At 71.8% G+C, this 26873-nt stretch carries 26 protein-coding genes and 1 pseudogene; 13 read left to right on the forward strand and 14 right to left on the reverse strand.

Features of this window, described 5'->3' with window-relative positions; translation table 11 throughout:
* Nucleotides 1-174 precede the first annotated feature (174 nt).
* Complete coding sequence (locus ACIBJC_RS23510; protein WP_399296026.1) at nt 175-1341, forward strand: pentapeptide repeat-containing protein; 1167 nt, start codon at nt 175-177, stop codon at nt 1339-1341.
* Between the two features lie 63 nt (nt 1342-1404).
* Here ACIBJC_RS23510 and ACIBJC_RS23515 read toward each other — a convergent pair.
* A pseudogene (locus ACIBJC_RS23515) lies at nt 1405-1521 on the reverse strand (AAA family ATPase); the annotation flags it as partial.
* An 80-nt stretch (nt 1522-1601) separates the two neighbouring features.
* On the opposite strand from ACIBJC_RS23515, the gene ACIBJC_RS23520 reads away from it, so the two are divergent.
* The 4 genes from ACIBJC_RS23520 to ACIBJC_RS23535 all read left to right on the forward strand — a co-directional run bounded on the left by ACIBJC_RS23520 (nt 1602) and on the right by ACIBJC_RS23535 (nt 4717).
* Complete coding sequence (locus ACIBJC_RS23520) at nt 1602-2081, forward strand: Tn3 family transposase (protein WP_399295500.1); 480 nt, start codon at nt 1602-1604, stop codon at nt 2079-2081.
* Between the two features lie 635 nt (nt 2082-2716).
* Nucleotides 2717-3553: an alpha/beta fold hydrolase gene (locus tag ACIBJC_RS23525; protein ID WP_399295502.1), complete on the forward strand. Its 837-nt coding sequence runs from the start codon at nt 2717-2719 to the stop codon at nt 3551-3553.
* Complete coding sequence (locus ACIBJC_RS23530) at nt 3546-4166, forward strand: TetR-like C-terminal domain-containing protein (RefSeq protein WP_399295504.1); 621 nt, start codon at nt 3546-3548, stop codon at nt 4164-4166. The genes ACIBJC_RS23525 and ACIBJC_RS23530 overlap by 8 nt, the downstream gene beginning before the upstream one ends.
* Before the next feature lie 110 nt (nt 4167-4276).
* Nucleotides 4277-4717 carry an SRPBCC family protein gene (locus tag ACIBJC_RS23535; RefSeq protein ID WP_399295506.1) on the forward strand — a complete coding sequence of 147 codons (441 nt, stop codon included), beginning with the start codon at nt 4277-4279 and terminating at the stop codon, nt 4715-4717.
* A gap of 294 nt (nt 4718-5011) precedes the next feature.
* Here ACIBJC_RS23535 and ddaH read toward each other — a convergent pair whose 3' ends face one another.
* Nucleotides 5012-6115 (reverse strand): dimethylargininase, encoded by a 1104-nt coding sequence (gene ddaH / locus ACIBJC_RS23540; RefSeq protein WP_399295508.1) that lies wholly within the window; start codon nt 6113-6115, stop codon nt 5012-5014.
* Here ddaH and ACIBJC_RS23545 point away from each other — a divergent pair.
* Nucleotides 6057-6680, forward strand: a complete 624-nt coding sequence (locus ACIBJC_RS23545) for a TetR/AcrR family transcriptional regulator (RefSeq protein WP_399295511.1) — start codon at nt 6057-6059, stop codon at nt 6678-6680. The genes ddaH and ACIBJC_RS23545 overlap by 59 nt on opposite strands.
* A 287-nt stretch (nt 6681-6967) precedes the next feature.
* Complete coding sequence (locus ACIBJC_RS23550; protein WP_399295513.1) at nt 6968-7717, forward strand: bifunctional DNA primase/polymerase; 750 nt, start codon at nt 6968-6970, stop codon at nt 7715-7717.
* 96 nt (nt 7718-7813) lie between these two features.
* Here the strand turns inward: ACIBJC_RS23550 and ACIBJC_RS23555 are convergent, their stop codons facing one another.
* From ACIBJC_RS23555 to ACIBJC_RS23585, 7 genes are all read right to left on the reverse strand, one after another.
* A complete protein-coding gene (locus tag ACIBJC_RS23555; protein ID WP_399295515.1) occupies nt 7814-8734 on the reverse strand; it encodes a hypothetical protein in 921 nt (306 codons plus the stop codon).
* Nucleotides 8685-9707, reverse strand: a complete 1023-nt coding sequence (efeU, locus tag ACIBJC_RS23560) for an iron uptake transporter permease EfeU (protein WP_399295517.1) — start codon at nt 9705-9707, stop codon at nt 8685-8687. The genes ACIBJC_RS23555 and efeU overlap by 50 nt, the downstream gene beginning before the upstream one ends.
* Nucleotides 9708-9736: 29 nt before the next feature.
* Nucleotides 9737-11056, reverse strand: coding sequence for an iron uptake transporter deferrochelatase/peroxidase subunit (efeB, locus tag ACIBJC_RS23565; RefSeq protein ID WP_399296028.1), 1320 nt, complete (start codon nt 11054-11056; stop codon nt 9737-9739).
* A gap of 31 nt (nt 11057-11087) precedes the next feature.
* Nucleotides 11088-12263 (reverse strand): iron uptake system protein EfeO, encoded by a 1176-nt coding sequence (gene efeO / locus ACIBJC_RS23570; RefSeq protein WP_399295519.1) that lies wholly within the window; start codon nt 12261-12263, stop codon nt 11088-11090.
* Between the two features lie 259 nt (nt 12264-12522).
* Entirely contained in the window at nt 12523-13371 is an 849-nt protein-coding gene (locus ACIBJC_RS23575) for a heme ABC transporter ATP-binding protein (RefSeq protein ID WP_399295521.1), read from the reverse strand.
* Entirely contained in the window at nt 13368-14492 is a 1125-nt protein-coding gene (locus ACIBJC_RS23580) for a FecCD family ABC transporter permease (RefSeq protein ID WP_399295523.1), read from the reverse strand. The genes ACIBJC_RS23575 and ACIBJC_RS23580 overlap by 4 nt, the downstream gene beginning before the upstream one ends.
* A gap of 16 nt (nt 14493-14508) precedes the next feature.
* Nucleotides 14509-15534, reverse strand: a complete 1026-nt coding sequence (locus tag ACIBJC_RS23585; RefSeq protein WP_399295525.1) for a hemin ABC transporter substrate-binding protein — start codon at nt 15532-15534, stop codon at nt 14509-14511.
* Between ACIBJC_RS23585 and ACIBJC_RS23590 the strand changes: the two genes are divergently transcribed.
* From ACIBJC_RS23590 to ACIBJC_RS23605, 4 genes are all read left to right on the forward strand, one after another.
* Complete coding sequence (locus ACIBJC_RS23590; RefSeq protein WP_399295527.1) at nt 15522-15656, forward strand: hypothetical protein; 135 nt, start codon at nt 15522-15524, stop codon at nt 15654-15656. The two genes, ACIBJC_RS23585 and ACIBJC_RS23590, sit on opposite strands and share 13 nt — an antisense overlap.
* Nucleotides 15657-15819: 163 nt before the next feature.
* The gene (locus ACIBJC_RS23595) at nt 15820-17262 is read left to right on the forward strand and encodes an HtaA domain-containing protein (protein ID WP_399296030.1); all 1443 of its coding nucleotides are present in this window, start codon (nt 15820-15822) and stop codon (nt 17260-17262) included.
* A gap of 59 nt (nt 17263-17321) precedes the next feature.
* Nucleotides 17322-18944, forward strand: a complete 1623-nt coding sequence (locus tag ACIBJC_RS23600) for an HtaA domain-containing protein (RefSeq protein WP_399295529.1) — start codon at nt 17322-17324, stop codon at nt 18942-18944.
* Between the two features lie 493 nt (nt 18945-19437).
* Nucleotides 19438-20040, forward strand: coding sequence for a PhzF family phenazine biosynthesis protein (locus tag ACIBJC_RS23605; RefSeq protein WP_399296032.1), 603 nt, complete (start codon nt 19438-19440; stop codon nt 20038-20040).
* Between the two features lie 69 nt (nt 20041-20109).
* Here ACIBJC_RS23605 and ACIBJC_RS23610 read toward each other — a convergent pair whose 3' ends face one another.
* Nucleotides 20110-20787 carry a heme oxygenase (biliverdin-producing) gene (locus tag ACIBJC_RS23610; protein ID WP_399295531.1) on the reverse strand — a complete coding sequence of 226 codons (678 nt, stop codon included), beginning with the start codon at nt 20785-20787 and terminating at the stop codon, nt 20110-20112.
* Between the two features lie 212 nt (nt 20788-20999).
* Nucleotides 21000-21857, reverse strand: coding sequence for a type I methionyl aminopeptidase (gene map, locus ACIBJC_RS23615; protein WP_399295533.1), 858 nt, complete (start codon nt 21855-21857; stop codon nt 21000-21002).
* A 71-nt stretch (nt 21858-21928) separates the two neighbouring features.
* On the opposite strand from map, the gene ACIBJC_RS23620 reads away from it, so the two are divergent.
* Nucleotides 21929-22180: a hypothetical protein gene (locus ACIBJC_RS23620; protein ID WP_399295535.1), complete on the forward strand. Its 252-nt coding sequence runs from the start codon at nt 21929-21931 to the stop codon at nt 22178-22180.
* Nucleotides 22181-22241: 61 nt separating this feature from the next.
* On the opposite strand, the gene ACIBJC_RS23625 is transcribed toward ACIBJC_RS23620, so the two are convergent.
* Both ACIBJC_RS23625 and ACIBJC_RS23630 read right to left on the reverse strand, forming a co-directional pair.
* Nucleotides 22242-23591, reverse strand: a complete 1350-nt coding sequence (locus ACIBJC_RS23625; protein ID WP_399295537.1) for an MFS transporter — start codon at nt 23589-23591, stop codon at nt 22242-22244.
* A gap of 104 nt (nt 23592-23695) precedes the next feature.
* A complete protein-coding gene (locus tag ACIBJC_RS23630; protein ID WP_329825881.1) occupies nt 23696-24307 on the reverse strand; it encodes a hypothetical protein in 612 nt (203 codons plus the stop codon).
* A gap of 136 nt (nt 24308-24443) precedes the next feature.
* Here ACIBJC_RS23630 and npdG point away from each other — a divergent pair, with 136 nt between their 5' ends.
* Complete coding sequence (gene npdG, locus ACIBJC_RS23635) at nt 24444-25208, forward strand: NADPH-dependent F420 reductase (protein WP_399295539.1); 765 nt, start codon at nt 24444-24446, stop codon at nt 25206-25208.
* A gap of 106 nt (nt 25209-25314) precedes the next feature.
* Here npdG and ACIBJC_RS23640 read toward each other — a convergent pair whose 3' ends face one another.
* Nucleotides 25315-26712 carry a hydrolase gene (locus ACIBJC_RS23640; protein ID WP_399295541.1) on the reverse strand — a complete coding sequence of 466 codons (1398 nt, stop codon included), beginning with the start codon at nt 26710-26712 and terminating at the stop codon, nt 25315-25317.
* Nucleotides 26713-26873 lie beyond the last annotated feature (161 nt).

Genomic DNA, 26873 nt, shown 5'->3' on the forward strand with positions numbered 1-26873 from the left:
ATACTGAAGCCGAATTGAGGACTTACAGGATTACCAACCCGCAAAATAGCGATGAGAACTGGCAACGCCCTGCGTCGTCCGGTGATGGCCCGTCGAGCCAGTGGCAGTTGAACGCCGCCGCTCGAAGTCGTGCACCTTGATCGTTTTTTGAGCGGCGCCTAGGCTCCCATGCTCATGGAGATGGGGGAGCCGGGCCGCGGTCGCAGGCCGTGGCGCGACCGGCTGGTCAGGCATCGTGCGATCGCGGCCCTGCTGGCCGGGACAGCGGGGCCGGCCCTTCTTGGCACGGTGCTTGTCGTCCTGCCGGGTGTGGTGGTCGACCATGATCTCGCCGGGGCGAGCGTCGCTGCGCAGGACCGGCTGAAAGCGGTGAACGACGTCCGTACGACGCTTCTGCAGGCCGTGGGCGGCATGGTCGTGCTGTTCGGCGCGTACGCCACATGGCGGCAACTGCAAGTCAGCCAGGCGGGCTTGCGCGCCACCCAGGAGGGCTATGTCACCGACCGGTTCAGCACGGCCGTCGATCAGCTCGGCAGTGACAAGCTGGAAACGCGCATCGGCGGGCTCCACGCGCTGTGGCGAATCGCGGAGCACTCCGCCCGTGACCGTGAGGCCGTCATCTCCATTCAGGCCGCTTACCTGCGTACACACCTGCCGTGGCCGCCCGCCGGACCGGAAGCTCCAGCGGCGGACGTGCCCATCAACGACGTCGTGCCGCTGGAGGTCCGTGCCGCCGACGCCCAGGTGGCGCTGACGGGGCTCGGCGTGTTGTTGCTGCAACCCCGGGAGCAGTCCTGGGTCAACCTCAGCGTCACGGACCTGCGCCGGGCCGACTGCGACGGGCTGTGGCTGCATGAGGTCAACCTCGACCGGTCCTGTATGGAGGCGGCGGGCCTGTACCACGCCAACCTGACGCAGGCGTCTCTCGTCTCGGTCAACCTGCGGCACGCCGACCTCAAGACCGCGATCCTGCGCCGGGCCCGCTGCGTTCTGGCTGACCTGCGGGGCGCCCGGTTGGTCGAAACCGACTTGCGTGACGCGGACTTCACCGAGGCCGACCTCCGCGAGGCGAACCTGCGCAAGGCCGACGCAGGCGGCGCTGTCTTCCGCAGCGCCGATCTGCGCCTGGCCGACTTGCGTGGCTCGAACTTGAGCACGGCCGACCTTCTCCAGGCACGTCTGACCGGCGCGCTGGCCAGCGAGCGTACTCGCTGGCCAGCCGGTTTCGACCACGTGGCCGCCGGCGTCGTGGTCACCGAGGATCCCGGCCCCGAACCTCCGCCACTGCTCCAGCCTTCAGGGATAACGACGCAGCACCCGCCCCTGCGGTCAATGCCGTGACCGAGGGGCCCGCTGCGCGCGGGAAGACCCGGCCGTCCAACCCCTGCTCTGTGGGGTCCGTGGTCAGCTCGTGGCAGCGTCCTGCCCGGCGGCCCGGGACCTGGTGCTGGCGAGCCGGTAGGACTCGGTACCGGTCTCGATGATGTTGCCGCCGAAGGTGAGCCGGTCCACGATGGCCGCGCCAGCGCCAGAATGAACCTACGGTCGGGCGCGTGTTCTAAAGAAGCCGACACCTTGTCACCCGGCAACGCACTTGCCTCATGAACGCCGGGCAGAACGCACCGGCCGCCGCGCTGAAGGAGTACGGCGCGATCCGGCGCACGATCTACGCGCCGAAGTACCTGTCGGACGAGGGCTGCCGGCGCAGGATCGCCCGGCGGCTCAACAAGGGCGAGTCCCTCCACGCCCTGCGCCGCCGGCTCCACTACGCCCGCGAAGGCAAGGTCACCCGCCGCCGGCCCGAGCAGCAGAACGAACAGGCGTGGTGCCTGACCGTCGTGACGAACGCAGTGGTCTGCTGGCACACGGAGTACATGGGCCAGGCCGTCGGCGAACTGCGTACCGCCGGGCGCGGGGTGGACGCCGAGGTGTTGGCGCACATCCCCCCGGCGCGCAGTTCGGTGGTCAACTGCTACGGCCCGATCACCGTCGACTACGAACGCGAACTCGCCCAGCCCGACGACCAGGGACACCGGCCGCTGCGGACCGCCGGCATGGACGAGCTCGGAGCCGGGCTGTAGCAGCCGGACACGGGCTTGCTGTCCGCTGCGCGCCCCGGATGCATCAGACGATGCCGACGACGGGGAGTGGACCAGCGCGGTGGCCGGCGTAGTCCGCCTGGTTCACTGTCGCCTCCCTTGCCGTTGGTGCGGGCTTGTCCAGCCGGGCGCGCGGGATCGAGCGGTCGCAGCGGCAGGCGGGTTTGCGCCGCCCCGGTCAGCGTCCCGGATCGGTGGCGAGGATCTCCTGCCGTCCCGGCCCAGGCGGTGAACGGGGTCAGCGCGGACAGGTGCCGGTTCCAGGTCGCGGCCGCTGCGGCGTCCCACCGGTCCATCACCGCAGCGTGGTCCTCAGGCACCAGCGCGGCTGCGGGCCGGTCCCCGGCGAGCGTGGTCAGCCGGGCGGGATGGGGAACGGCAATACGAATTCTGTGTCACCTAGCGAGGAGGGCGGAGCCAGGGCCGGCGGACCGACCACCACGTCGGCTGGGGAGGGGAACCAGCAGTCCCGCTGGGAAGCCAGGCCCGAAGGCGTTCGGCGGGGAGTCTTCGTTCCCGATGCCCGGCCCCGATCGAGCGCGGCTGGGTGTGGTGTTGACCTTCGTAGCTAATGTGACTAGCCTATAGCTAATCAGATTAGCTATTTGGAGGACGGCATGACCGAGCACCTGAGAATCGGCAAGAACACCATCGCCTTCGACGTGGCCGGGGAAGGTCCCCTGGTCGTGCTGGCGCACGGTATCGGCGACAGCCGGCACTCCTACCGCTTCCTCGTTCCCGGCCTCGTGGCCGCCGGTTACCGGGTCGCGAACGTCGACATCCGCGGGTGCGGGGAGTCCAGCCTCGGCTGGGACGGTTACAGCCGCACCGACATCGCCGGAGATCTGGTCGCCGTCGTGCGTCACCTCGGCGGCCCGGCCGTGATCATCGGGCAGTCGATCAGCGGCGGCGCCGCGACCATCGCGGCTGCCACTGCGCCCGACGTGATCAGCGGAGTGATCGAGCTGGCTCCGTTCACCCGTGCGCAGCCGGTCGACCTGGGCGGGCTGATCCGGGTCAAGCGCTTCCGGACCGGGTACACGCGGATGGCGCAGGTCATCGTCAGGGGGCGCCTGGCGGACTGGAAGAAGTACCTCGACGTGGCCTACCCGGCCAAGCCCGCCGACTGGAACAGCGAACTGGCCCGCATCGAGGCCAACCTGAGTGAGCCCGGCCGGATGAAGGCCCTGCAGGACATGTGCAAGTCCAAGCCCACCGACGCCGGCACCCAGCTCGCCCACGTCACCTGCCCGGTCCTTATCGTCGAGGGCAGTCTGGACCCCGACTGGGCCGACCCCCGCGCCGAAGGGGCGAAGATCATCGCCGACCTGCCCGCCGGCCTCGGCGAGCTGGCCGTGATCGACGGCGCCGGCCACTACCCGCACGCCCAGACCCCCGACCAGGTCCTCGCGCTGGCCCTGCCGTTCCTGGCCAAGACGGCCTCCCGTGCCTAGGGCCGGACTCACCGCCACGGCGGTCACCGAAGCCGCCGCCGCCCTGGTCGACGAGGTCGGGTTCGACCAGCTCGGCATGGGCCTGGTCGCCGAACGGCTCGGGGTCAAAACCCCCTCGCTGTACAAGCACGTCACCGGCCAGACCGACCTCGCCCACCGCATCGCCATCCTGGCCATGAACCAGTGCGCCGACGCCATCCGCGACGCCATTCAGGGTCGTTCCGGCACCGAAGCCCTGGCCCGCGGCGCACAGGCGATGCGGACCTTCGTCAAGGACCACCACGGCCGATACGCCGCAGCCAACGCCGCCCGCCCCACCGGGCCCGACGACCCCCTCATCGACGCCCTCAACCGGGTGGTCGACTCCTGGGCCGCCATGCTCCACGGCTACCACATCGACCCGGACCAGCAGATCCACGCGCTGCGGATGCTGCGCACCGTCCTGCACGGATACGCATCCCTGGAAGCAGCCGGCGGGTTCCAGTTCGCCACCGACATCGACGACAGCTTCACCTGGATGATCGACTTCATCGACCACGGCCTGCAGGAGACCACGGCCACCAGCACCGACAGCGCCCCCTCCCGCAGGGCCGCGCCGGGCGTGTCGCTCTGACCCGCCGGGGACTGCGCTCCACGCCAGTCCCCGGCCCCACCGGCCTCGGTGGACCACCCGCTCGCCGCCCCCGCCCCTCCCTGCCGCACCAGCCAGAAGTGGAAACCACCATGAAGCCGGTCCTCACCGCCGTTATTGACATCGACGCCACCCCGCAAGCGGTGTGGGACGTCCTTACCGACTTCGCCGCCTACGGCGAGTGGAGCACCTTCTCCGCAGCCGAGGGAACCGCTCAAGTGGGAAGCCGGCTCACGATGCGCATGCCGGGCATGACCTTCAGGCCCACGGTCACCGTCGCGACGCCCGGCGAGGAACTGCGGTGGGTCGGCACGCTCGGCATCAAGCAGCTGTTCCACGGCCGGCACTCCTTCGTCCTTTCCCCCAACCACGACGGCACCACCCGCCTGACCAACCACGAGGAATTCTCCGGCGCCCTGGTCACCCTGATCCGGCCCTTCCTGAGAACACCCAAAAAAGACGGGTACGCCGCGTTCAACACCGGCCTCAAGCAGCGGGTGGAAGTCCGCACCGAGCTCGGGCCGGGTGCGTGAGGTGCCGGTGGCCAGGGTGGTCGCGGGGTCGGGATGGCCGCCGCGATTCCCTGCCCCAGCGCTCATCCTGCCGGCCACGCGATCGACACAGCAGGGGAGTTCGCCAGAGGCGGCAAGCGCGGTAGAGCGCTGCGCGACGCGGCTCGGGCGGTGCTCAGGGCAGCGAAGGAAGCCCAGCCGGCCGCAGCGGACGCGGCGCCCGCTGCGATGGCGGCGGCCGGCGCCGCCTACGTGCATCCGTTGCCGAACGCCACCCAGGTCAAGCACATTCTCGGGTCGGCTGCGCACGCGGAGCTAGCCCCGTGGCACGGCCTCCACGGCTCTCGCGGGTCTGCGCAGCTCCTGCGTACAGCACTTGACGCTGCCGCCGCCCTTGAGCAGTTCCCCGAGGTCCATCCCGATCGGTTCGAACCCCCGCTCCCGCAGCGGCTCGAACAGCCCGGTGGCGGCCTGCGGCAGCAGGACGTGGAGGCCGTCGCTCACCGCGTTCAGACCGAGCCGGGCCGCGTCGGGGCCGGCGGCGATCAGGGCGTCGGGGAAGAGCCGGGCGAGAACGGAGCGGCTGCCGGGGGAGAACGCGTCCGGGTAGTACATGATCTCGTCGGCCGCGTCGTCCAGTACGCAGAGCGCCGTGTCCAGGTGGTAGAAGCGCGGGTCGACCAGGTCCAGGCCGATCACCGGGCGGCCGAAGAACTCCTGCGCCTCCCCGTGGGAGAGCGGGCTCGACCGGAAGCCGCGTCCGGCCAGCAGGTAGGAGGCGGTGACGGCGAAGTCGCCCTCGCCCTCGTTGATGTGCACGGGCTCGCTGATGTCCGGGTAGCCGTGGCTCCGGAACCAGTCCAGATGCGCCTCCGCCTCCCCGAACCGCTCCTCGTGCGCGAACCGCGCCCCCAGGACCCGGCCGTCGACCACCGTCGCACCGTTCGCCGCGTACACCATGTCGGGCAGGTCGGGCTCGGGGTCGAGTACGGAGACGGTGTGGCCGAGCGCCCGGTAGCGGTCGCGCAGGTCCTCCCACTGGACGAGCGCCAGGGCCTGGTCCACGGGCTTGGTCGGATCCATCCAGGGGTTGATCGAGTACGTCACGCGGAAGTGCTCCGGCGGACACATCAGATAGCTGCGGGGCGAGGCGTCACGAGGCAACGGAGGCTCCTCACGAGCGGCGGTGCGCACGATGTGTGCGTGAGTGTCATGGTCCGCCGCGTACGGTCCGCGCGCTGTGCACCGTTCGGGTGGTTCTTTGCGCATGTCAGACGGCTGGGCGAGACGGTACGTTTCGACTCGCAGACCCGCCTGGGTGCGGCTCCCGCCACCCGGGAGAAGGACTAGATTGGCCGTCATGGCTGAGAGCAAGGCACCCGACTCCTCCCGCCGCAGCGAGCGGTCCCGCCGCGCCATCTACGACGCCGCTCTCGCTCTGGTCACCGAGTCCGGCTACGCGCGCACGACCATCGAGGGCATCGCGGCCCGCGCCGGGGTCGGCAAGCAGACGATCTACCGCTGGTGGCCCTCCAAGGCCGCCGTACTGCTGGAAGCCTTCGTCGACCTCGGCGACCAGGCGGCGCGCGAGGCGGGCGGCGGGGCGACGGCGTACGAGATCCCCGACACCGGAGACCTGGAGACCGACCTCAAACTGGTGCTGCGCGCCACGGTCGACGAGATGAACAACCCCGCCTACGACCTGCCGTCCCGGGCGCTCGCCGCCGAGGGGATCATCGACTCGGAACTGGGCGCCGAGTTCGCGCGCAAGCTGCTCGAACCGCAGCTCAGGCTGTATGTGCGGCGCCTGGCCGCCGGACAGGACGCCGGTGCCGTACGGCGCGACCTCGACCTGCGGATCGCGCTGGAGCTGCTGGTCGGGCCGGTCGCCCACCGCTGGCTGCTGCGGACGCTCCCGCTGACGCACGAGTACGCGGACACGGTCGTCGAGTACGCGCTCCACGGGCTGGCCCCCCGAACCTGAACCGGGCCGGGCCGGGTCGGACCGGGGCGGACCGGCCCGGGGCCCGGCGCCCCGGGGGCGCGCGGGGGCGCGTCGAGGCATGTGGGGCGGGTGTGGTGAAGACCACCGGGCGCCCGAGCCGCCCCGGAGCCGCCCATCACCCCCTCGTACCGCCGCATAAGCCGCAATTCTCCGGCTTGTGAGGGATGAGCCCTCCGCCCCCGGTGCGGGAGCGCGGCGACCCGAGGCGCAGGATGGTGCGACCATGGGAAGAGTCCGCAGGGACGAGCATGAGGGCGAGGGGATAGATGGGCGACGATTTCGGCCGCTACCGCGGCACGGAGAGCAGGATTCCCCAGTGGCTGCGCAGGCGACCCAAGAAGAGCGCCGCTGCCACGCTCGAAGGGGACGCGGCGGGCCGTGAGGCGCTGCTGCTCGCCGTGGCCGAAGCGGGAATGCCCGTCTCGCCCGCCGCCCACCCCGTCGGATACCGATGTTCGTGCGAACGCATCGGCTGTCCCACCCCGGCCAGACACCCCATCTCCTTCGCCTGGCAGACCCAGTCCACGACCGACCGGGCGCAGATCGAGCGCTGGGCGCGCAACCAGCCCGAGGCCAACTTCATCACCGCGACGGGCATGATCCACGATGTCCTCGACGTCCCCCTCGAAGCGGGCAGCCGCGCCCTGGAACGCCTGCTGGAACAGGGCATCGACGTCGGCCCCGTCGCCGACTCCGGCGGCGACCGGATGCTCTTCTTCACCGCGACCCGCGGCACCCCGGAGGACGAGGACGAGTGGTGGCCCTGTGAGCTGGACTGCCACCCCGAGACGATGGACGAGCACCCCGGGCTGCGCTGGCACTGCCGGGGCAGCTATGTCCTCGTACCCCCGGCGCGGCTCCCCGGCGAACTGTCCGTCCGCTGGCTGCGCGGCCCCGAGTACCCGCTCCCGGACCCGCTGACCCTCCTGGAGACGCTGACCGACGCGTGCGCGCGGTACGCGGGCGAGAACGGCGAACTGGACCCGCACGCGGTGGCCTGGCCCCTGGGCCGCTAGGGCTGCGCCGGGCGGCGTCGCCGGACGGACGGGCCACCGCCCGTCCGGCGCGCTCCCGGCGCCTGGACGTGCGTCCCGCGCCAACGAGTCCGGCGCCTACGAGCCCTTCGCCGCGATGACGCCCTGGAGCCGTCCCTCCACCGTCACCTTCGGGTCACCCGCGTCGGCCGGCGGGACCAGGACGACCTGGCTGGAGATCCACTCCTTGGTGAGCGTGCTCGTCACCTCGCCCGTCGTCAGCGCCTTCACGTCCGGGCTCAGCTCCGGCTTGACGCCCTTCGCGCCCGTCAGCCGCTCGAAGTAGCGCGTGGCGAAGAAGACCAGCGCGCCGCCGTCCCGCGTCGCGAGCCCCAGGGGCTCGAAGTCGCCGCTGCTGGCCGCCTGGTCGACGTACTGCGTCGTCAGACCCTGCAGCCGCTCCTTCTTCCTGCGGGTCTCCCGCAACTCGCTGGTGTGCGGTCCGTCCGCGAAGCGGTCCGGCTCGCCGTCCTCCAGGTACGAGGCGTACTCCGCGCTCAGATCCTTCGGCGCCACCGACAGCCCCTCGCTGCCCGGCTCCACCGCCTCGCCCCAGCCCTCGCCGTCCGTCCTGAACTCCGGGACCGCGTCCGCCGCGAGGATCGTCAGATACGGGACCTCCCACTTCTGGCCGGGCCCGTTGCGCAGGAAGACCAGCACCCAGCGGGTGTCCTGCTCGCCGCCGCTGTCCTGGTCCCGGTTGCTGTCGGTGTCCGCCACGAACCAGCGCGGCCAGCCGGCCTTCTTCGGGATCGTGAACTTCGCGTCGCCCAGCTCCAGCGGCTGGTGCGCGGGGTTCCCGTTCGGGGAGGTGATCGAACGCGCCTTCAGACCGGCCTGGTTGATCGCGCCGAGCGCGCCGGTCACCCGGTCCGCGTCGAGCGCCGGATCGTACGCCTTGTCCGCCGCGTTGTACGCGTCGGTGAAATCCTTCAGGGCCCGCTCGGCCTCACTCCGGTCCGCCGACGGCAGGACCGCCAGCTCCCCGTGCACCGTCACGCACCCGCTCGCCGTCAGCGACAGCACCGTCACCGCCGCGAGGGCCGCCACCGCCCGGCCTGCTGCCCGGTGCGTCCCCCGCATCGGCCTTCCCCGCCTGCTCATCGGCCGCCTCTGTTCCTTGACGCCTACCAGGTCCCGTACGCCTGCCAAGACCCGTACGAACGGTTCGCCACCCTACCGGGGCCAGGAACACCGCGAGCGTCGGGACCAGATACAGGAACCAGACGGTGACCTGAAGCACCGTCGGGTCCGGCTGGAAGTTGAGAACGCCCTTCAGGAGCGTGCCGTACCAACTGTCCGGCGGGACCGTCGTACTGATGTCGAAGGCCTTGTCCGACAGCCCGCCCAGGAAGCGCGCCTCCTGGAGGTCGTGGACCCCGTACGCGAGCACCCCCGCCGCCACGACCACCAGCATCCCGCCGGTCCAGGTGAAGAACCTGGCCAGGTTGATCCGCAGCGCGCCCCGGTAGAAGAGCCACCCCAGGAGGACCGCGGTGGCGATCCCGAGCAGCACCCCGATCAGCGGCGCGTGCGTACCGTCCGACGAGGCGCGCACCGACGCCCACACGAACAGCGCCGTCTCCAGCCCCTCCCGGCCCACCGCCAGGAACGCCGTCGCGACCAGGGCGCCCGTCCCCATCCGCAGCGCCGCGTCCAGCTTCCCGTGCAGCTCGGACCTGAGATGCCGCGCCGTACGCCGCATCCAGAAGACCATCCAGGTCACCAGCCCCACCGCGAGGATCGACAGCGAGCCGCCCAGCGCCTCCTGCGCCTCGAACGTCAGCTCCTGCGAGCCGAATTCGAGCCCGAAGCCGAAGCCCAGCGCGAGCACCACGGCGACGCCGATACCGGTCCAGATGGGCCGCAGCGCGTCGCGCCGCCCCGTCTTCACCAGATACGCGATCAGGATGCAGACGACGAGGCTCGCCTCCAGCCCCTCGCGCAGGCCGATCAGATAGTTTCCGAACACGTCGGAACTCCTTTGGGAATATGCGCAGGTCAGGTGAGCAGTGCCCGGCCCCACCAGTCGTCCTTGTCCCGGACGCCCGGCGGGATCGCGAAGACCGCTGAACCCACGTGCTGGATGTACTCGTTGAGCGCGTCGGAGCGCGCCAGTGACCGCTGTACGGGGATGAACGCGTCCCGCACGTCCCGCTGGTACGCCAGGAAGAACAGCCCCGCGTCGAGCCGGCCGAGCCCGTCCGTACCGTCCGTGAAGGAGTAGCCGCGGCGCAGCATCCGTACCCCGTGGTGGGACTCCGGATGGGCCAGCCGCACATGCGAGGTCGGCAGCATCGCCGCGAGGTTCGGCTTGTCGTGCTCGCGCGCCGTGCCGACCGCCGCGCCCTCGCCCTTGTCCCGGCCGAAGACGTCCTCCTGCTCCTGGAGCGAGGTACGGTCCCAGCTCTCGATCCGCATCGAGATCCGCCGGGCGACGAGATACGAGCCGCCCGCGAGCCAGCCTGCTCCCTCCGGCCCGCCGGACCCCTCCTGCCCACCCACCCAGACGTACCGGTCCAGCGCGGCGGTCTCGGTGACGGCGATGTTGCTGGTGCCGTCCTTGAACCCGAAGAGATTGCGCGGGGTCTGCGCGCCGGGCGTCGTCGACGACGTCTTGCCGAAGCCGAGCTGCGACCAGCGCACCGCGACCTTCCCGAAGCCGATCCTGGCGAGATTACGGATCGCGTGCACGGCGACCTGCGGATCGTCCGCGCACGCCTGCACACAGAGATCGCCGCCGCCGCGCGCCGGGTCGAGGTGGTCGCCCGGGAACTTCGGCAGGTCGACCAGCGCGTCCGGTCGGCGCGCCGCAAGACCGAACCGGTCCGTGCGCTCCGTGCCGTGCGCGAAGAGCCCGGGGCCGAAGCCCACGGTCAGGGTGAGCCGGGAGGGCTTGAGCCCCAGCGCCTCGCCCGTGTCGTCCGGCGGCGCCTCGGCGAGACCGCCGTACGCGCCCTCGCCGACCGCGTGCCCCGCGGTCATCCGCTCGGCGGCCCGCGTCCAGTCCTTCAGCAACTGGACCAGTTCCGCGCGGTCGTCCGTCGTCACGTCGAACGCCGCGAAGTGCAGCCGGTCCTGGACGGGCGTGGCGATACCCGCCTGGTGCGCGCCGTGGAAGGGCACCGCGGCGCCGCTGTCGGCGGCGGGCTCGGCGGCGTCCCCGACCCGGACCACCGCCACGGCGCCGCCGGCCGCGGCGGCCCCGAGCGCGAGCCCGGCACCGCCCCAGCCGAGCAGGGCGCGCCGCGACGGGACGGCCGGGGACGGGACGGCCGGGGACGGGGCGGGCGGGGCCTCGCCCTTCGCTTCGTCGTTCATCTCATCGGTGCCGGACATCGCGCGCGGTCGCCTACTTCACCACGGCGGCGGCGAGCTTCGACAGCGGTTCGGCCAGCGCGTTGACGCCGTCCGACAGCTTCTTGCGCTCCGCCTTGCCGACCTTCTCGTACGACGTGAACGTGTACGAGTCCGCCGAACCGGCCGCGTCCGACGAGCCGTTCGCTTCCGCGCCCTCCCGGTGGGTGTCCAGCAGCGTGTTGAGCGCGGCGAACTGCTTGTCCAGCTCGGTCACCAGCGCCGGGTCGTTCTTCGCGGCCACCGGCTTCAGCAGCTCGTACGAGTGCTCCGCGCCCTCGACATTGGCCTTGAAGTCGACGAGGTCGGTGTGGCTGTACCGCTCCTCCTCGCCGGTGACCTTGCCGGAGGCGACCTCGTCGAGGAGTTCCTTCGCGCCGTTGGCCATGGACGTCGGCGTGATCTCGGCGCGGCCCACCCGCTTCTGCCAGTCCAGCAGGTCCTTGTCGAGGGCGTCGGCGAGGGTCTTCGCGTCCGGGCCGAGCTTCTTGTCCTGCCAGAGCTCCTTCTCCAGCCGGTGCCAGCCCGTCCACTTCTGCCCCGGCTCCAGGCCGTCGGCGCGTACGTCCACCTTCGGGTCGATGTCGCCGAAGGACTCGGCGACCGGCTCCGTACGCTCCCAGCCGATCCGCGACGGCGCGTACGCCTTCTTCGCGGCCTCCAGGTCACCGGCGCGCACGGCGTCGGTGAAGACCTTCACCTTCGGCAGCGTCGCATCGGCCTGCTCCTGGACGTATCCGCGGTACGCGGCGACCGCGGCGTCCATCTCCGGGCTGCGCTTGGCGGCCGTACCGCCGGTCACGGTGACCTTCTGCCGGATGCCGTCGCCCTTCATGCCGGGCTTGCAGGCGATCTCGTACGCACCGGACTTCACCTCGGCGGTGATCTTCGCCTTCGTGCCGGGGCCGATGTTCTCGCGCTCGGTGACGATCCGGTCGTCGGGGAAGAGGAGATAGACCTCGGTGACCTTGGACCCCTTGTTCTCGACGGCCAGTTCGAGATGGCCGGCGGGGAACTCGTTCGTGGAGACCTCGCAGGCGTCGTCCTTCGCGGTGACCTGGACGGCGCCCGCGCCGCCCTTGGATTCGCTCTTCTCGGCGCACCCCGTGACGGCGGTCAGGGCCAGCACCGCGGCGGTGGCGGTGACGACGGAGAGACGGGCAGGTCGCATACGGGGCTCCACGAGGGGCGGGAAACGGATGGGATCCGAACAAGGGACATTGGGCGGTAATGCCGACATGGCAGGAGAATGCGGCGCGCTCAACTTAACTTAGGCTTACCTGAGTGGCACCCCTTCGTTCAGTGATTCAGCTCTCACTCCCGCCCCGGAATGACACCCGGACACAGGCAGGTCACAGCAGCCCCTCGGCCGCCCCACGGCAGGGCAAAGCCAGGGTCAAGAAGGGCGCGCGACGGTCAAGGGGGCAGCGTCAGCCGGGACGTTTGGGCACGATCAGCGGAACGCCCGTACGGGGGTGCGGCAGGACCTCCACGGGCTGGCGGTAGACCCGGCTCAGCAACTCGTCGCGGAGGACCTCGGAGGGCGGCCCCTCGGCGGCGATCCGCCCGTCGTGGAGCACGGCCGTACGGTCCGCGTGCGCCGCCGCCAGCCCCAGATCGTGCAGGACCACCACCACGGCGTCGCCCGCCGCCGCACGCTCCCGGCAGAGCCGCAGCACGAGTTCCTGATGGCGCAGGTCGAGCGCGGCGGTCGGCTCGTCGAGCAGGAGCAGCGGGGCCCGCTGGGCGAGGACCCGCGCGAGCGCGACCCGGGCGCGTTCGCCGCCGGAGAGCGCGGAGAAGGGGCGGGCGGCGAAGGCGGCGACCTCGGTGGCCGCCATCGCCGCCGCGACCGCCTCGTCGTCCTCGTCCTCCCGTACGGTCCCGGCCCACGGCGCCCGGCCCATCCGTACGACTTCGGCGACCGGGAAGGGGAACGAGAGCGTCGCGGCCTGCGGCAGTACGGAGCGGCGCAGGGCCAGTTCGGCCGGGGACCACTCCCGTACGGAGCGCCCGTCGATCCGTACCGTGCCCCGGTCGGCCGGCAGATCGGCGGCGAGCGCGGCGAGCAGGGTCGACTTCCCGGCCCCGTTGGGCCCGACGAGGGCGACGACCTCCCCGGCGCGCGCGGTCAGCTCGATCCCGGACAGCACCTCGCGCTGCCCGAGCCGCAGATGGAGCCCGGCGACCTCGGCGACGGGGGAGCCGGGGGCGACGGGGGAGGGCAGGACGCGCCCCCGCACGGCGAACAGCCCGCCGACCGCTGTACGCAGAGTCATGCCCAACCACCTTGCTTACGACGGGTCCTGCGCAGCAGCCAGAAGAAGAACGGGCTGCCGAAGAGCGCCGTCAGCACCCCCAGCGGAAGCTCGGCGGGCGCCGCCACGGTACGGGCCGCCAGGTCGCCCGCCACCAGGATCAGCGCACCGCCGAGCGCGCTGCCCGGGACCAGGAAGCGGTGGCCCGGGCCGTTCGCCATCCGCAGCAGATGCGGGACGAGCAGCCCCACGAACGTGATGATCCCGGCCACCGCTACCGCCGCCGCGGTCAGCAGCGCGACGACCAGCACCAGCAGGATCCGCAGCTTCTCGACGTCCACGCCCAGGTGACGGGCGGGCCGTTCGCCGAGCGCGAGCAGGTCCAGCTTCCGGGACGCGAGCGGCGCGAACGCCAGCCCGGCCAGCGCGCACGGCAGCACCGCGAGCACCTTCGGCCAGGTCGCCTGGGCCAGCGAACCGAGCTGCCAGAAGGTGATCTGGGTGATCTGCGCGCTGTCCGCGAAGAAGACGAACAGCCCGATCAGCGCGCCCGCGAACGCGTTGACCGCGATGCCGGTGAGGATGAGCGTGACCACTTCCGTACGGCCGCCCGAGCGGGACAGCGCGTACACCAGCAGGACCGTCGCCAGCCCCGCGACGAACGCGCAGACCGTCACCGTCCAGTTGCCGAAGAAGCTCAGCCCCAGAGCGATCGAGGCGACCGCGCCGACCGCCGCGCCCGACGAGATCCCGATGACGCCCGGCTCGGCGAGCGGATTGCCGAACACGCCCTGCATCAGCGCGCCCGCGCAGCCGAGCGAGGCGCCGACGAGCAGCGCGAGGACGACGCGGGGGAGCCGTACGTTCCACAGCACGCTCTCCCCGACCCGGTCGAGCGGCGCGCCGCCGAGCCCCAACCGGTGCTGGAGGGAGGCGAGGACGTCCCCGAGGGGGATGTCGTACGCGCCGATCCCGGCGGAGAACAGGCAGAGGACGACGAGCCCGCCGAGGAGCCCGGCGGTGAGGAGGACGGTGGCACCGGGGCGCCGCCGCTCGCCGCGGTCGGGTTCGGAGCCGGGACCGGGACCGTCCGGCGCAGGGCTCGGCGCCTTCGAGGTCCGCGCGGCGGGACTGGTGGTCACTTCTCGTGCCGTCCCGTCACTTCTCGTCCGCGTAGAGCTGCTCGACGATCGACGCCAGCACCTCGTCCGTACGCGGGCCGTAGTTCAGCAGCACCCCGTCCTCGACGGAGACGACCCGGCGGTCCATCCCCGCCGGTGTCTCCGCGACGCCCGGGATCTTCACCAGGCCGTCGAGCCCGTCCACCGACGCGAGCCCCTTCGCCATCACCAGGATCGCGTCGGGCGCGGCCTTCACCAGGGCCTCGCTGGTGATCGGGGTGAAGTCCTTCGTGAGCCCTGATTCCTTGCCCGCGTCGACCGCGCCGGCCGCTTCCAGCAGCGAACTCGCCCCGGAGCCGGCGCCGCCGAGCAGATAGACGGAGGCCGAGCCGCGCAGGTAGAGGAAGGCGACACGCGGCTTCCGCTCGCCCTCGCGCGCCGGAATGTCCTTCTGTACGGCGGCGATCCGCTTCTCCGTACGCTCCTTCAGCTCCGTCCCGGCCGCCGTGACGCCAAGTGCCCCGGCCACCGCGTCGATCCGCTTGCCGACATCCGCGAGGCTCTTGGCCGGTTCGACGACGAGGAGCGGGATGCCCGCCGCCCGGATCTGCCCGATGGCCTCGGCGGGGCCCGTGGTGGTGTCGGCGAGGACGAGGGTCGGCCTGAGGGAGAGCACGCCCTCCGCCGAGACGTCATGGGCGCGCGTGACCACGGGCAGTTTCGCGGCCTGTTCGAACGTGGCGGTGATGTCGCGGGCCACGACCCGCTTGCCGAGGCCGAGCGTGAAGACGATCTCGCTCAGCGATCCGGTCAGCGGCACGATCCGGTCGGTGGAGGCGACGGTGACCTTCCTGCCGTCCGCCGAGCCGACGGTGACGGGCAGTCGCGGCTCCGGGGCCGCCGCCGGCGGCTCCACCCGGTCGGCCGCCCCGGCCGCCCCGGCGCGCTGCTCCGGCTGCCCTGTTCCGCCCGTACCGCCCGTGCCGTTTCCGCCGCAACCGGTGGCGGCCAGGGCGAGGGCGAGCACGGAGACGAGCGCACCCGCCAGGCGTGATCTGCGCACGGAGCGCACCGTCCTTCGTCGAGTTCGAGTTCGAGGTCGAGTTCGAGGTCGAGGTCGAGGTCAAGCTCAAGTTCAAGGCTTCTGTGGCGGAAGGGTTCCGGCACGGACTGGAAGTAGCTTAGGTTAGCCTTACCTCGGTTTCCAGGCCTGAGGCTGTTTCACGTCAGATGCGGGAGTGACCCCATGCTGTCCTTCAGACCCGTGCGTCCGTACCGCGTCGGGTTCTCCGCCCGGTACCCCGGCGGGATCCCCGGTACGTTGCCCCTCGCGCTCCTCGCGCTTCTCATGGCGCTGCCGGTGGCCCTGCTCCCGGCCGCCGGCGCGCACGCGGCGGACCGTACGGTGCAGGGCGGCAGGCTGGACTGGGGCATCAAATCCTCCTTCCTGAGCTATGTCACCGGGCCCATCGCGCAAGGCAGTTGGGGCCTCACCGGGGGAGCGGCCACGGTGGGAAGCCAGTTCCGGTTCCACTCGGCGACCGGTTCGTACGACCCGGACAGCGGCGCCTTCCGCTCCGCGTTCTCCGGCGGCGTACGGTTCGTCGGCCACCAGAAGTCCGACGGCTCGTACGAACTCGACCTCAGCGTCTCCCGCCCCACCGTGCGGATCTCCGGTGGCAAGGGCACCCTCCACGCCGACCTGGTCAGCAAGGCGAAGGGCTCGGGCAAGGTCACCACGTCCTCCCAGGTCCCGTTCGCCTCGCTGAACCTCTCCGGGATCGACATGCGTGGCGGCTCCTCGCCGATCGCCCTCAGCAACGTCCCGGCGACCCTCACCACACAGGGCGCGACGGCCTTCGCCGGGTACTACACGGCCGGTACGGCGCTCGACCCCGTCAGCCTCTCCGTGGACGTCACCGCGGCGAAGAGGACGGCGGCGCCGACGGCGACCATGTCACCGGACGCGGAGGAGAAGGAGAAGGGCGCCGGGACACCGGAGAAGCCCACGACCGCCGCACTTCAAGACGCGGCCGTCGACTGGGGCGTCCGCCGCACGTACCGCGAGTACGTCACCGGCTCCATCGCCCGGGGCACGTGGACGCTCGGCGACGGCGCCCAGGACGGCGGCGCGCTCTTCCGCTTCCCCCGGGGCAAGGGCACCTACGACGCGAAGAAGGGCACTCTGGACGCCGACTTCGCGGGCAGCGTCCGCTTCACCGGCACCCGGCTCGACCTGACGCTGAGCAAGGTCGCCGTGGCGGTGAAGGACGGCAAGGGCACGCTCTCCGCCGACGTCACCGACGCGGCCGAGGGCAGCCCGCCGCGCAAGGCCGTCCCCCTCGTCACCTTCGAAGCCAAGGACTTCACCCCGAAGGACGGCCTCGCCGCCCTCACCGAGACCCCGGCGAAACTGACGGAACAGGGCGCCAAGAGCTTCGGCTCCCTCTACCCGGCCGGTACGGAGATGGACCCCGTCTCGCTCGCCGTCACCGTCGACCCGAAGGCGAAGCTCCCCGCGCTCCCGGACCTGGGCAGCGACGCGGCGACGGCCACCCCGGCGCCCACACCCACGCCGTCCGGTACGGAGACCGCCGGGACCAGGACCGACACCGAGTCGTCCGTCACCTCCGTCACCTCCGTGGGCGCGGGAACGTACACGGCGATCGGTGCCGGGGTGGTCCTGGCCGCCGGAGTCACGGTCTTCGTGGCGCGCAGGCGCCGCGCGGCCACGGCGCCGGACGGCGCGCCCAGCTCTTCCGGTCCCACCGGCCCGCCCGACGCAGGCTGACGGGCCCGTTCTCTCCCCCTGACATGTCTTGTCTCACACCATCGAGGAGTACCCCGCCCATGGCAGCCACTCGCCGTCCCGTCGCTCTCGCCGCCGCCATCGCGACGGCGGTCACACTCGGCGCGACCGTGCTCACCCTCCCGGCGCTCGCGTCGGGCGGCCTCGGCGCCGCGCCGGCCGCCGCCCCGGCCGCCGCGCCCGGCGCCGCCCCGGACTTCGTCCTGAAGGACGGCACCCTGGACTGGGGCCTGAAGGAGTCCTTCCGTAAGTACGTGACGGGCATCGCCGCGGGCACCATCACCCCCTCGGACGGCGCCACCCAGGCCACCGGCAACGGACCGTTCACCTTCGTCAACGGCACCGGCACGTACGACTCCACGACGAACGACGTGGCGACGGAGTTCGACGGCGGCGTCCGCTTCTCCTCCACCGCCCACGGCTTCGACATCAAGATCGCCGACATCGAACTGGTCACCTCGGGGACGGGCGGCGCCATCGAGGCCGACGTCACCCTCAACGGCGCCACCCAGGAGGACATCGAGCTGGCCTCCATCGACCTGACGGGCATCCGCCCGGAGAACGCCAACGGCACGATGGTCTTCAAGGACATCCCCGCCGAACTGACCGCCGACGGCGCCAAGGCGTTCAACGGTATGTACGCCGAGGGCACCGAACTCGACAAGGCCACCCTCTCCGTCGGGTACGAGGCGGCCTCCTCCCCGGCCCCCACTCCCACCCCCACGCCGCCCCCCACCGGAGCGACGCCTACCCCGACTCCGACGCCGCCCCCCACCTCCGCGGCGCCGACCACCCGGCCCACCCAGACCGCCGGGCCCTCGGCCGGACCGGGCGTCACGCCCTCGGTGTCGGCCCCGTCCGCAGAGGACGGCGCGATCGTCGACGGCCACCTCGACTGGGGCGTGAAGGCGTCCTTCCGGTCGTACGTCACCGGCCCGATCGCCTCCGGCAAGGTCGAACTCGGCGACGGCGCCACCCAGCCGGGCGGCGCCGCCTACCGCTTCCCGAAGGCCACCGGCGCCTTCGACGCGGCCACGGGGACCCTCGACGCCTCCCTCGGCGGTACGGTCCGCTTCCTGGGCCACCGGGAGTCCGACGGTACGTACGTTCTCGATATGCGGCTCAGCGGCCTCCAGGTCACAGTGAAGGACGGCAAGGGCACGCTGGTCACGGACGTCTCCACCAAGGACCGCGAGACGCACAAGGTCTCCTCGTACAAGGACCTCACCTTCGCCACCCTCGACGTCCCGGCCACCCTGCCGGCCGCCAAGGACGGCGTCGTCACCCTGAACGCCGTCCCGGCGACGCTCACCGCCGACGGCACCAAGGCGTTCGGCGGCATGTACCCGGAGGCCACGGCCCTCGACCCGCTGACCCTCGCGATCTCCCTGGACGCCGACGCGAACCTCCCCGGCACGACAGGCGGCACATCGGGCGGCACCACCGGCGGCACCACAGGCGGCACGACCGGCGGCTCGGGCACCACGGGCGGCACCGTGGGCGGCGGCACGGTCGGCGGCGGTACGGGCGGCGCCCTGGCCTCCACGGGCTCCGACATCCCCACCGGCGCCCTCCTGGGCGCGGCGGGCGCCATCGCGGCAGCGGGAGCGGCAGCGGTCTTCGCGGCACGCCGGCGCCGACCGGCGGAAGAGGGCACGGCGTAACGGACGCGACACGGCGGCGGGTTCGTGCCGAGGGGCGACCGAGGTCGCCCAGGGTGCCTGATGGCGGGCGGGGCCGCCCCCTCCGGTTCTGATGGTCGCGGTTCCGGGCCGTGCGTCAAGGGCGCTCCTGCGTCGCGTCGGCTTCGCCGATGTCGCTGCGCTCCACCCGTGACCCCCGTCCCTCCACCGCTGGTACAGCCTTGTGGGAGGGGGCGGCCGGGGGGAGGGGGCCACTGGGGAACACCTGTGTCGCTGGGGTCCGTCGCAGGCTTGCGGGTGGGTTCGCCCGGCGGGTGGTGTGTGCGGAGAAGTGCGAGAAGTGGGCCATTGGGCGGCCGGTCGTTCCGGAAGGAGCCGTGGGACGATGCCGCTGTTGCTGATGTGATGTTTGAATGCGTGCGTGACTGTGACTGGGGCTGGAACCGAGACGTTGACCGTGGCTGACATCGACGTGCTCAGCGTCTTCTGCGGCGCCGACGGCCGGCACGGAAACATGCTCGGGGTCGTCCGCGAGGGGCGGCACCACCCCGACCCGGCGGCCCGGCAGGCCATCGCCGCCCAACTCGGCTACAGCGAGACCGTCTTCGTCGACGACCCCGAGCGGGGCGTGGTCGACATCTACACCCCCGGGCTGCGGCTGCCGTTCGCCGGGCATCCGCTCGTCGGCGCGGCGTGGCTGCTCGATCTGGAGGCCGTGAACCCGCCGGCCGGGGAGGTCTGGGTGCGGCAGGACGGCGAGTTCACGTGGATCACCGCGCGTCCCGAGTGGGCGCCGCCGCGCGCGCTGGAGCAGTACGCCTCCGCCGCCGAGGTCGACGCGCTGGCAGCGCCGCCGCCCGGTGAGGGGTGGCTGTACGCGTGGGCCTGGGAGGACGAGGCCGCGGGGCGGGTCAGGGCGCGGGCCTTCCCGCGCCGGGACGACGGCATCGTGGAGGACGAGGCGACCGGCGCCGCCGCCCTGCTGCTCACGGCGCGGCTCGGGCGGGCGCTGAACATCACGCAGGGCCGGGGTTCACAGCTCATCACCGCCCCCGGCCCCGACGGGACCATCGAGATCGGCGGGCGCGTCCGGCTGCTCACGGAGCACGCCCTCTGAGCCCCGAGGAGCCCAGAGGAGCCCCGGGGGCTCCGGGCCGCCTGAGCTGCCCGGCCCCCGTACGTACGCCTACGCGCTCAGCGGGAACTCCGCGCTCAGCTCCTCGAACACCGCCCCGTTGAAGTCGAACGCGCGCTTGCACTCGTCGACGATCCGCTGCTTCTCCAGGTCGTCCGCCGCGATCGTGTCCAGCAGTTCCCGGTATCCGCGCTTGAAGGCGGCCGGGTTGGAGATCCCCTCGAAGACGTAGAACCGTACGCCGTCGCTCTTGCGGGCGAAGCCATAGGTCTTCTCCGCCTTGTCGCGGACTATCTGGCCGCCGGAGAGGTCGCCCATGTAGCGCGTGTAGTGGTGCGCCACGAACCCGCCGGGCCACTCGCGCGCGCACTCCTCGACCCGTGCGGCGTACGCGGCCGTCGCGGGCAGCGGTTCGAGCCCCGTACGCCAGTCGGCGCCCCGCAGATGCGCCAGGTCGCGCTCCAGCTCGGGGGTGCGCGCCAGCTTGTTCTGGATGAAGGGCCCGGCGACCGGGTCCTCTCTCAGTGTCTCGGAGGCGCCCTCCAGCACCCGGTACACGAACCAGAGCTGCTCCGTGTACCGGGTGTACGCGTCCACCCCGAGCCGGCCGCCGAGCAGGTTGCTCATGAACGGCGCCGCGTTCGCCTCGTCGTGCTTCTCGTGCGAGGCGACCCGGATCAGCGTGGAGAAGGGGGTGGCGGCGGTGGCGGTGGTGGCGGTTGCGTCCAAGGCGGGCCTCCGGAGACCGAGGGGGACGGGAAGGACGGACTGGCAGCGGATACGGCGTACGGCCGCCATGACCGATACTCTTACTTAGGCTTACCTAAGTCAATGGTTCCCGACGTCCTGTCGGTAAAAACGTTACCCCGGGATCGCCACATGGCAATCCCGGGGTTTTCGCGCGGTCAGGCGTCAGGCGTACCTACGTGCGTACGTACGGCTCAGGGCAGCGTCAGGATCTCCGCGCCCGACTCCGTCACCACGAGCGTGTGCTCGAACTGCGCGGTCCGCTTGCGGTCCTTCGTCACCACGGTCCAGCCGTCGTCCCACATGTCGTGCTCGTACGTGCCGAGGGTGAGCATCGGCTCGATCGTGAACGTCATGCCCCGCTCGATCAGCGTGGTGGCGTGCGGGCTGTCGTAGTGCGGGATGATCAGCCCGGAGTGGAAGGACGAGTTGATCCCGTGCCCGGTGAAGTCGCGGACCACGCCGTAGCCGAACCGCTTGGCGTACGACTCGATGACCCGCCCGATCACATTGATCCTGCGCCCCGGCCGTACCGCCTTGATCGCACGGTTCAGCGCCTCACGGGTCCGCTCCACCAGGAGCTTCGACTCCTCGTCGACGTTCCCGCAGAAGTAGGTGGCGTTGTTGTCGCCGTGCACCCCGTTGATGTACGCGGTCACGTCCAGGTTGACGATGTCGCCGTCCTGGAGCACGGTCGAGTCCGGGATCCCGTGGCAGATGACCTCGTTGACGGAGGTGCAGAGCGACTTGGGGAACCCCCGGTAACCGAGCGTCGAGGGGTAGGCCCCGTGGTCGCACATGTACGCGTGCGCCACCCGGTCCAGCTCGTCCGTGGTCACGCCCGGCGCGATCAGCTTCGCGGCCTCCTCCATCGCCTGGGCGGCGATGCGCCCGGCGATCCGCATCAGCTCCACCGTCTCGGCGGTCTGCACTTCCGGCCCGGTGTACGGGGTGGGAGCGGGCTTCCCGACGTACTCGGGGCGCCGGATCTTTCCGGGCACGGAACGGACGGGAGTGATCTCCCCTGGTACGAGCAGCGACTGGCCAGACATACCGGCGAGTCTATGGCAGGGCTCAACCGGCCCAGGTGGGGCAGCATGACGTCAGAGGAAGGGAGCCGATGATGGCCCTGTTCAAGAAGCGCACGGTCGGCAAGCCCGGCGAGTGGTACTACTGCCTGCGGCACCAGAAGGTGGAGGAGGGGCCCGACTGCCCCGCCAAGGACCGCTTCGGGCCGTACGCCGGCCGCCAGGAGGCGGAGCACGCGATGGAGACGGCGCGGGAGCGCAATCTGGAGTGGGAGACGGATCCGCGCTGGCACGACCCGTCGAAGGGCGGGGAGAGCGGATCGGGCGGACCGGACGGACGGGCCTGAGGGGTCCGAGGCCGGGGGTGGCTCACCTGCGGGCTTCCCCCGCCCCGCGTACCCCGTGTGCTCAGGGCGCCGCCGTCTCCGTCGCCGTACCCGTGATCGCTCCCGGAGCGGGCGACTCCTGCGCGGCCGTCGCCGCCTGCTTCTGGGCGCGGCGGCGCAGCGCGTCCTCGTCCGTGTCCGCGTCGTACGTCACCAGCTTCGGCAGCACCGCCGCCAGCAGCCCCACCGTGGCCACGCACGCGACCCCGCCGCCCCAGATCGCCGGCCTGGTCCCGGTCCAGCCCGCCATCGCGCCCGCGCGGACCTGGCCGAGCTGCGGGCCGATGCTGTACGAGAGCACCTCGATGCCCGCGAGCCTGCCGCGCAGCTCCTCGGGGATCGTCTGGTTCCAGATGGTGGAGCGGCCCAGCCCGCTCAGGGTGTCGCCCATGCCCGCGAAGGCCAGGCAGACCAGCACGAGCCAGATGTCGGAGAACCACCCGGCGGCCGTGATCGCCAGCCCCCACGCCGCCGCGCCGAACACCACGAAGAGGCCGTGCCGCCGCACCCGTGAGGTCCAGCCGCTGGTCACGCTGAGCAGGACCGAGCCGACCGCGCCCGCCGCGTACATCAGCCCGAGCGACCAGGGCGCGTCCAGTTCGTCGGCGAGGAAGGGGAAGATCGTGTTCGGGAAGGCGAAGAACATCGCGGCCAGGTCGATCGCGTACGTCCCCAGCAGCACCGGCCGGCTCCACGCGTAGCGCGCGCCCTCCGCGATGCCGCGCAGCGACGGGCGTTCCGCGTTGTGCGCGGCGGGCGCGGGCGACAGGCGCAGACAGAGGAGTACGGAGGCGGCGAAGCCCAGGATCGTGATCCCGTACGCGGGGGCGTGACCGGCGTACGCGACGACGACGCCCGCCACCGAGGGGCCCGCGATCGTGCCGAGCTGCCAGCGCGCCGCGTTGAGCGCCGCCGCGGCGGTGAGCTGGTCGTGCGGGACGATACGGGCCATCAGCGAGTCCAGCGCGGGCCGTTGGAGCCCGGCCAGCGCGGAGACCCCGGCGGCCACGACGTACAGCGGCCACAGCATGGGGCGCGGCAGCAGGGCGTTCATCAGCAGGACGGCGGCCAGCAGACCGAGCCCCGCCTCGGTGAGCAGGATGACGCGGCGCCGGTCGACGGCGTCGGCGAGGGCCCCGCCGTACAGCCCGAAAACGATCAGCGGCACCAGCTCCACGGCGCCCATCGCGCCGACGGCCAGCGGGGATCCGGTGAGGTCCTTGATCTGGAGCGGCAGCGCGATCATCGCCATGAAGCTGCCGAAGGTCGTCACCAGCCCCTGCACCCAGAGCAGCCGGAAATCCCGGGAGGAGCGGAGCGGGGAGAGGTCCGGCAGGATCGAGCGGATCGAACGGAGGGGGGCTGTGGTCACGAGAGGCCATGGTGCGTGGCCAGGGGGTGCCACGGCAAGCCGATCGCGCGACGCACGGGGCGGCCGGACGGCTCACCCGACGACGGCGGGGCGGGCCGGGTGACTCACCAGCGGGCGGGCGGCGGCGCCGTCAACTGGTCCGCCAGCCGCGACAACCGGTCCCGGAAGCGGCGCCGCCCGCGCGGCGCCGGCAGGCTGTTCTCGCCGGTGGCGGCGGCCACGAGATGCTGCACGGTGTCCAGGTCCACGCCCTGCGCCGCGTCCGCCGCCGCCACCGTCAGCGCGTCGTGCGCGAGCCCCCGTACGTCCGCGTCGCCACCGTCCAGGGACAGCACCGTCGCCCCGGCGCGCCGCGCGTCGTGCACCCGCTCCAGCAGCCCGCCGTCCGGCCGCTCCGGTGCCACGACGAGCAGCGTCTCGCCCCGGCCCGCCGCCTCCAGACGGCCGAGCCCGACGGCGAGATGCGCCGGATCGCCGGGCAGCACCCGGTGGCGTACGAGGGTGGGGTTCAGCTCCGGCTGGCCCGACCAGGCCGCCTCGTCCACGAGGTGCGCGGCGAGGTGCCACGGCTCGTACGCCTCGGTCCCGACCAGCAGCAGCCCGCCGCCCTGGGGCACGACGGAGGAGCGCAGCGCCCCCGCGAACCGCCGGGTCGCCGACGGCCACTGCGTACCGGTGAGGACTTCGCGGAGCAGGGCGACGCGTACGGCATCCATGGGCCCGCATCCTGCCGCAGTACGGGGCGGGGCGGGGCGGGTCCCGGCCCCTCTCACCCGAACGGGGCCGCCGGGACCCCTGTTACCGGCGAACGGGGCTGCGGGGAGCCCGGTTACCGACCCGTAGAGTCTGACCATGACTTCAACGGACAGTGGCAGCACGCCCGACCAGCCCACCGCCGAGCCCGCGGCCAGGCCCGCCGCCAAGGACCCGTGGGACCTCCCTGACGTCTCCGGGCTGGTCGTCGGTGTGCTGGGCGGTACGGGGCCGCAGGGCAAGGGGCTCGCCTACCGGCTGGCGCGCGCCGGACAGAAAGTGATCATCGGGTCCCGGGCGGCCGACCGGGCCGAGGCGGCGGCGGCCGAACTCGGCAACGGCGTCGAGGGCGCCGACAACGCCGACTGCGCGCGCCGCAGCGACATCGTCATCGTTGCCGTGCCGTGGGACGGGCACGCCAGGACGCTGGAGGCCCTGCGCGGGGAGCTGGCGGGCAAGCTGGTCGTCGACTGCGTCAACCCGCTCGGCTTCGACAAGAAGGGCGCGTACGCCCTGAAGCCCGAGGAGGGCAGCGCCGCCGAGCAGGCCGCCGCCCTGCTCCCCGACTCGCGGGTGACCGCCGCCTTCCACCACCTCTCCGCGGTGCTCCTCCAGGACGCGGAGATCGAGCGGATCGAGACGGATGTGATGGTGCTGGGCGAGGTCCGCGCCGACACCGACCTCGTCCAGGCGCTGGCGGCCCGGATCCCGGGCATGCGCGGGGTCTTCGCCGGGCGGCTGCGCAACGCCCACCAGGTGGAGTCGCTGGTGGCCAACCTGATCTCGGTGAACCGCCGTTACAAGGCGCACGCGGGGCTGCGGATCACGGACGTCGAGCCGAAGGGCGTCCAGCCGGGCGCCTAGCGGGGCGTGGTCGGTCGGAGACGTGGTCGTGACCGTGAGGGCCTGATGCCGGCCCGGTGGTGGGCCGGCATCGGGCGTTCCGCCGGTCAGGCTCGGGTTTCCGTCGTCACACGATGAGCTTGAAGGCTTCCAGCGCCAGATCCTTGGCCAAGGTCCCGCCGAACTTGTAACCACCGGGGTCGGTGCACGCCTTCTCCAGCCATTCCTGGCTGTGGACCCGCGCGGTGACACAGACGCTGCCCTCACCGACGCTGATCGCCATTCCCCGCATGAACGCTTCCTGGTCCGGGGTGCCGATGTACACGTCCTTGAGGTTCTCGCCGCCCTTCCACTTCGGCTCCCAGTCCGTGTTCTCGATGTACCCGTTGGCGGCCATTCCGTTCGTGCCGGACACGGCGATGTTGATGCTCTCGATGGGCCGGTCCTGGCCCTCCGTACCCGAGGTGAGGCCGTCGCAGACCGGGTCCTGCCAGCCGGTGCCCCGTACATAGGCCCGGTAGCAGACGTGCCGGCCCGGGGTCCGTTCGTTCAGCTTGGTCACGGCGACCGCCGCGGTGTTCTCCACCGGCTCGGTCGGCTCCTCTTTCTCCTTCTCGCCGCCGCCCGACTTCCCGCTGTCCTTCTCCTCGGCCGGTGACTCCTGCACAGGAGTGCTGGGTGCGGGGGCGGGCGGTTCGGCCGAGGGCAGGCTCGGCGGCTTCGACGGTTCCGCATTGGGGATCGCACGCGCGGCGGCCGACTGGGACTTCTCCTGGGCGAGGCTGCGCAGCGCGGGCTTGTAGGCGAACCAGAGCACGGCGAAGGTGATCGCCAGCGCGAGGAGGATGCTCAGCAGGGTGGCGAGCCAGAGGGGCAGGAAGCCCCGTTGTACGTAGGTCCCGTCCGTCTCCAGCGGTGTCGTTCCCGATCGCTGGAGGTCCAGTGTGTACGGCCGTTCCTGTTTCTGGCCGAACCAGATGATGTGCCGGGGCTTGAGCTTCGCGTCCACGAACACGGCGCGGCCCGGCTCGATCTGCACGCTGGCGGGAAATATCTCGTACGAGAGCGAGTCGCCGTTGTCACTGCCGGAGAGGGAGGCGGTGAGGCGGGTGTTGCCGAGGTTGTCGATGGCCAGCTTGGGCCGGCCGCGGAACCATCCCTTCACGGTCGGCGGGACCAGCTCGGTCCGCACCTCCGTGAAGGGGGTGAAGCTGACGTTGCCCTCCGCGACCGTGGTGGCTTCGGGGTGCTCCGTCGGGACGACCTGCACCCCGTACGGATGCGCCCCGGCGGTCGCGTCCGGGGTACGGGGCGGCGACAAGGTGAGCTCGAGGACGCCCGTGGTCCCCGGGAAAAGTCGGAGGGAAGTGGGTTCGGCGGTGATGTACGGGGCAACATCACCGACGGGAACGAAGTGGTATTCGTCGACGACATCACCGGTGTTGCGTATACGCAGCCGCACGGTGGTCGTGTCGCCAGGGGCCACCGTGGTGGACGCGGGCTCAAGAGAAGTCCAGAGGCTCACGCGCTGACGTTAGCGGGCGCGCGGACCCCCGTCAGGTAGCGCAGGGGCGAAGTATTCTGCCCCGAAAACCGAGGACTCTGCCTTCCGTTCCCTGTCGCATGGCCTGGACGCTCACCCTTACCGATGGGTAGCTCGCGCCGGTCAGTGGTCGGTCGGCAGCC

It is taken from the genome of Streptomyces sp. NPDC050509 (assembly GCF_044457965.1).
Taxonomy (GTDB): Bacteria; Actinomycetota; Actinomycetes; order Streptomycetales; family Streptomycetaceae; genus Streptomyces.

Bases quoted from the DNA above. Each gene is read 5' to 3' on its own strand.
- ACIBJC_RS23510 (WP_399296026.1), top strand. From the start codon at position 175: ATGGAGATGGGGGAGCCGGGCCGCGGTCGCAGGCCGTGGCGCGACCGG.
- ACIBJC_RS23520 (WP_399295500.1), top strand. From the start codon at position 1,602: ATGAACGCCGGGCAGAACGCACCGGCCGCCGCGCTGAAGGAGTACGGC.
- ACIBJC_RS23525 (WP_399295502.1), top strand. From the start codon at position 2,717: ATGACCGAGCACCTGAGAATCGGCAAGAACACCATCGCCTTCGACGTG.
- ACIBJC_RS23535 (WP_399295506.1), top strand. From the start codon at position 4,277: ATGAAGCCGGTCCTCACCGCCGTTATTGACATCGACGCCACCCCGCAA.
- ACIBJC_RS23545 (WP_399295511.1), top strand. From the start codon at position 6,057: ATGGCTGAGAGCAAGGCACCCGACTCCTCCCGCCGCAGCGAGCGGTCC.
- ddaH (WP_399295508.1), bottom strand. From the start codon at position 6,115: ATGGCGCGGCGGGACCGCTCGCTGCGGCGGGAGGAGTCGGGTGCCTTG.
- ACIBJC_RS23550 (WP_399295513.1), top strand. From the start codon at position 6,968: ATGGGCGACGATTTCGGCCGCTACCGCGGCACGGAGAGCAGGATTCCC.
- efeB (WP_399296028.1), bottom strand. From the start codon at position 11,056: ATGAACGACGAAGCGAAGGGCGAGGCCCCGCCCGCCCCGTCCCCGGCC.
- efeO (WP_399295519.1), bottom strand. From the start codon at position 12,263: ATGCGACCTGCCCGTCTCTCCGTCGTCACCGCCACCGCCGCGGTGCTG.
- ACIBJC_RS23575 (WP_399295521.1), bottom strand. From the start codon at position 13,371: ATGACTCTGCGTACAGCGGTCGGCGGGCTGTTCGCCGTGCGGGGGCGC.
- ACIBJC_RS23595 (WP_399296030.1), top strand. From the start codon at position 15,820: ATGGCGCTGCCGGTGGCCCTGCTCCCGGCCGCCGGCGCGCACGCGGCG.
- ACIBJC_RS23600 (WP_399295529.1), top strand. From the start codon at position 17,322: ATGGCAGCCACTCGCCGTCCCGTCGCTCTCGCCGCCGCCATCGCGACG.
- ACIBJC_RS23605 (WP_399296032.1), top strand. From the start codon at position 19,438: ATGCTCGGGGTCGTCCGCGAGGGGCGGCACCACCCCGACCCGGCGGCC.
- map (WP_399295533.1), bottom strand. From the start codon at position 21,857: ATGTCTGGCCAGTCGCTGCTCGTACCAGGGGAGATCACTCCCGTCCGT.
- ACIBJC_RS23620 (WP_399295535.1), top strand. From the start codon at position 21,929: ATGGCCCTGTTCAAGAAGCGCACGGTCGGCAAGCCCGGCGAGTGGTAC.
- ACIBJC_RS23630 (WP_329825881.1), bottom strand. From the start codon at position 24,307: ATGGATGCCGTACGCGTCGCCCTGCTCCGCGAAGTCCTCACCGGTACG.
- npdG (WP_399295539.1), top strand. From the start codon at position 24,444: ATGACTTCAACGGACAGTGGCAGCACGCCCGACCAGCCCACCGCCGAG.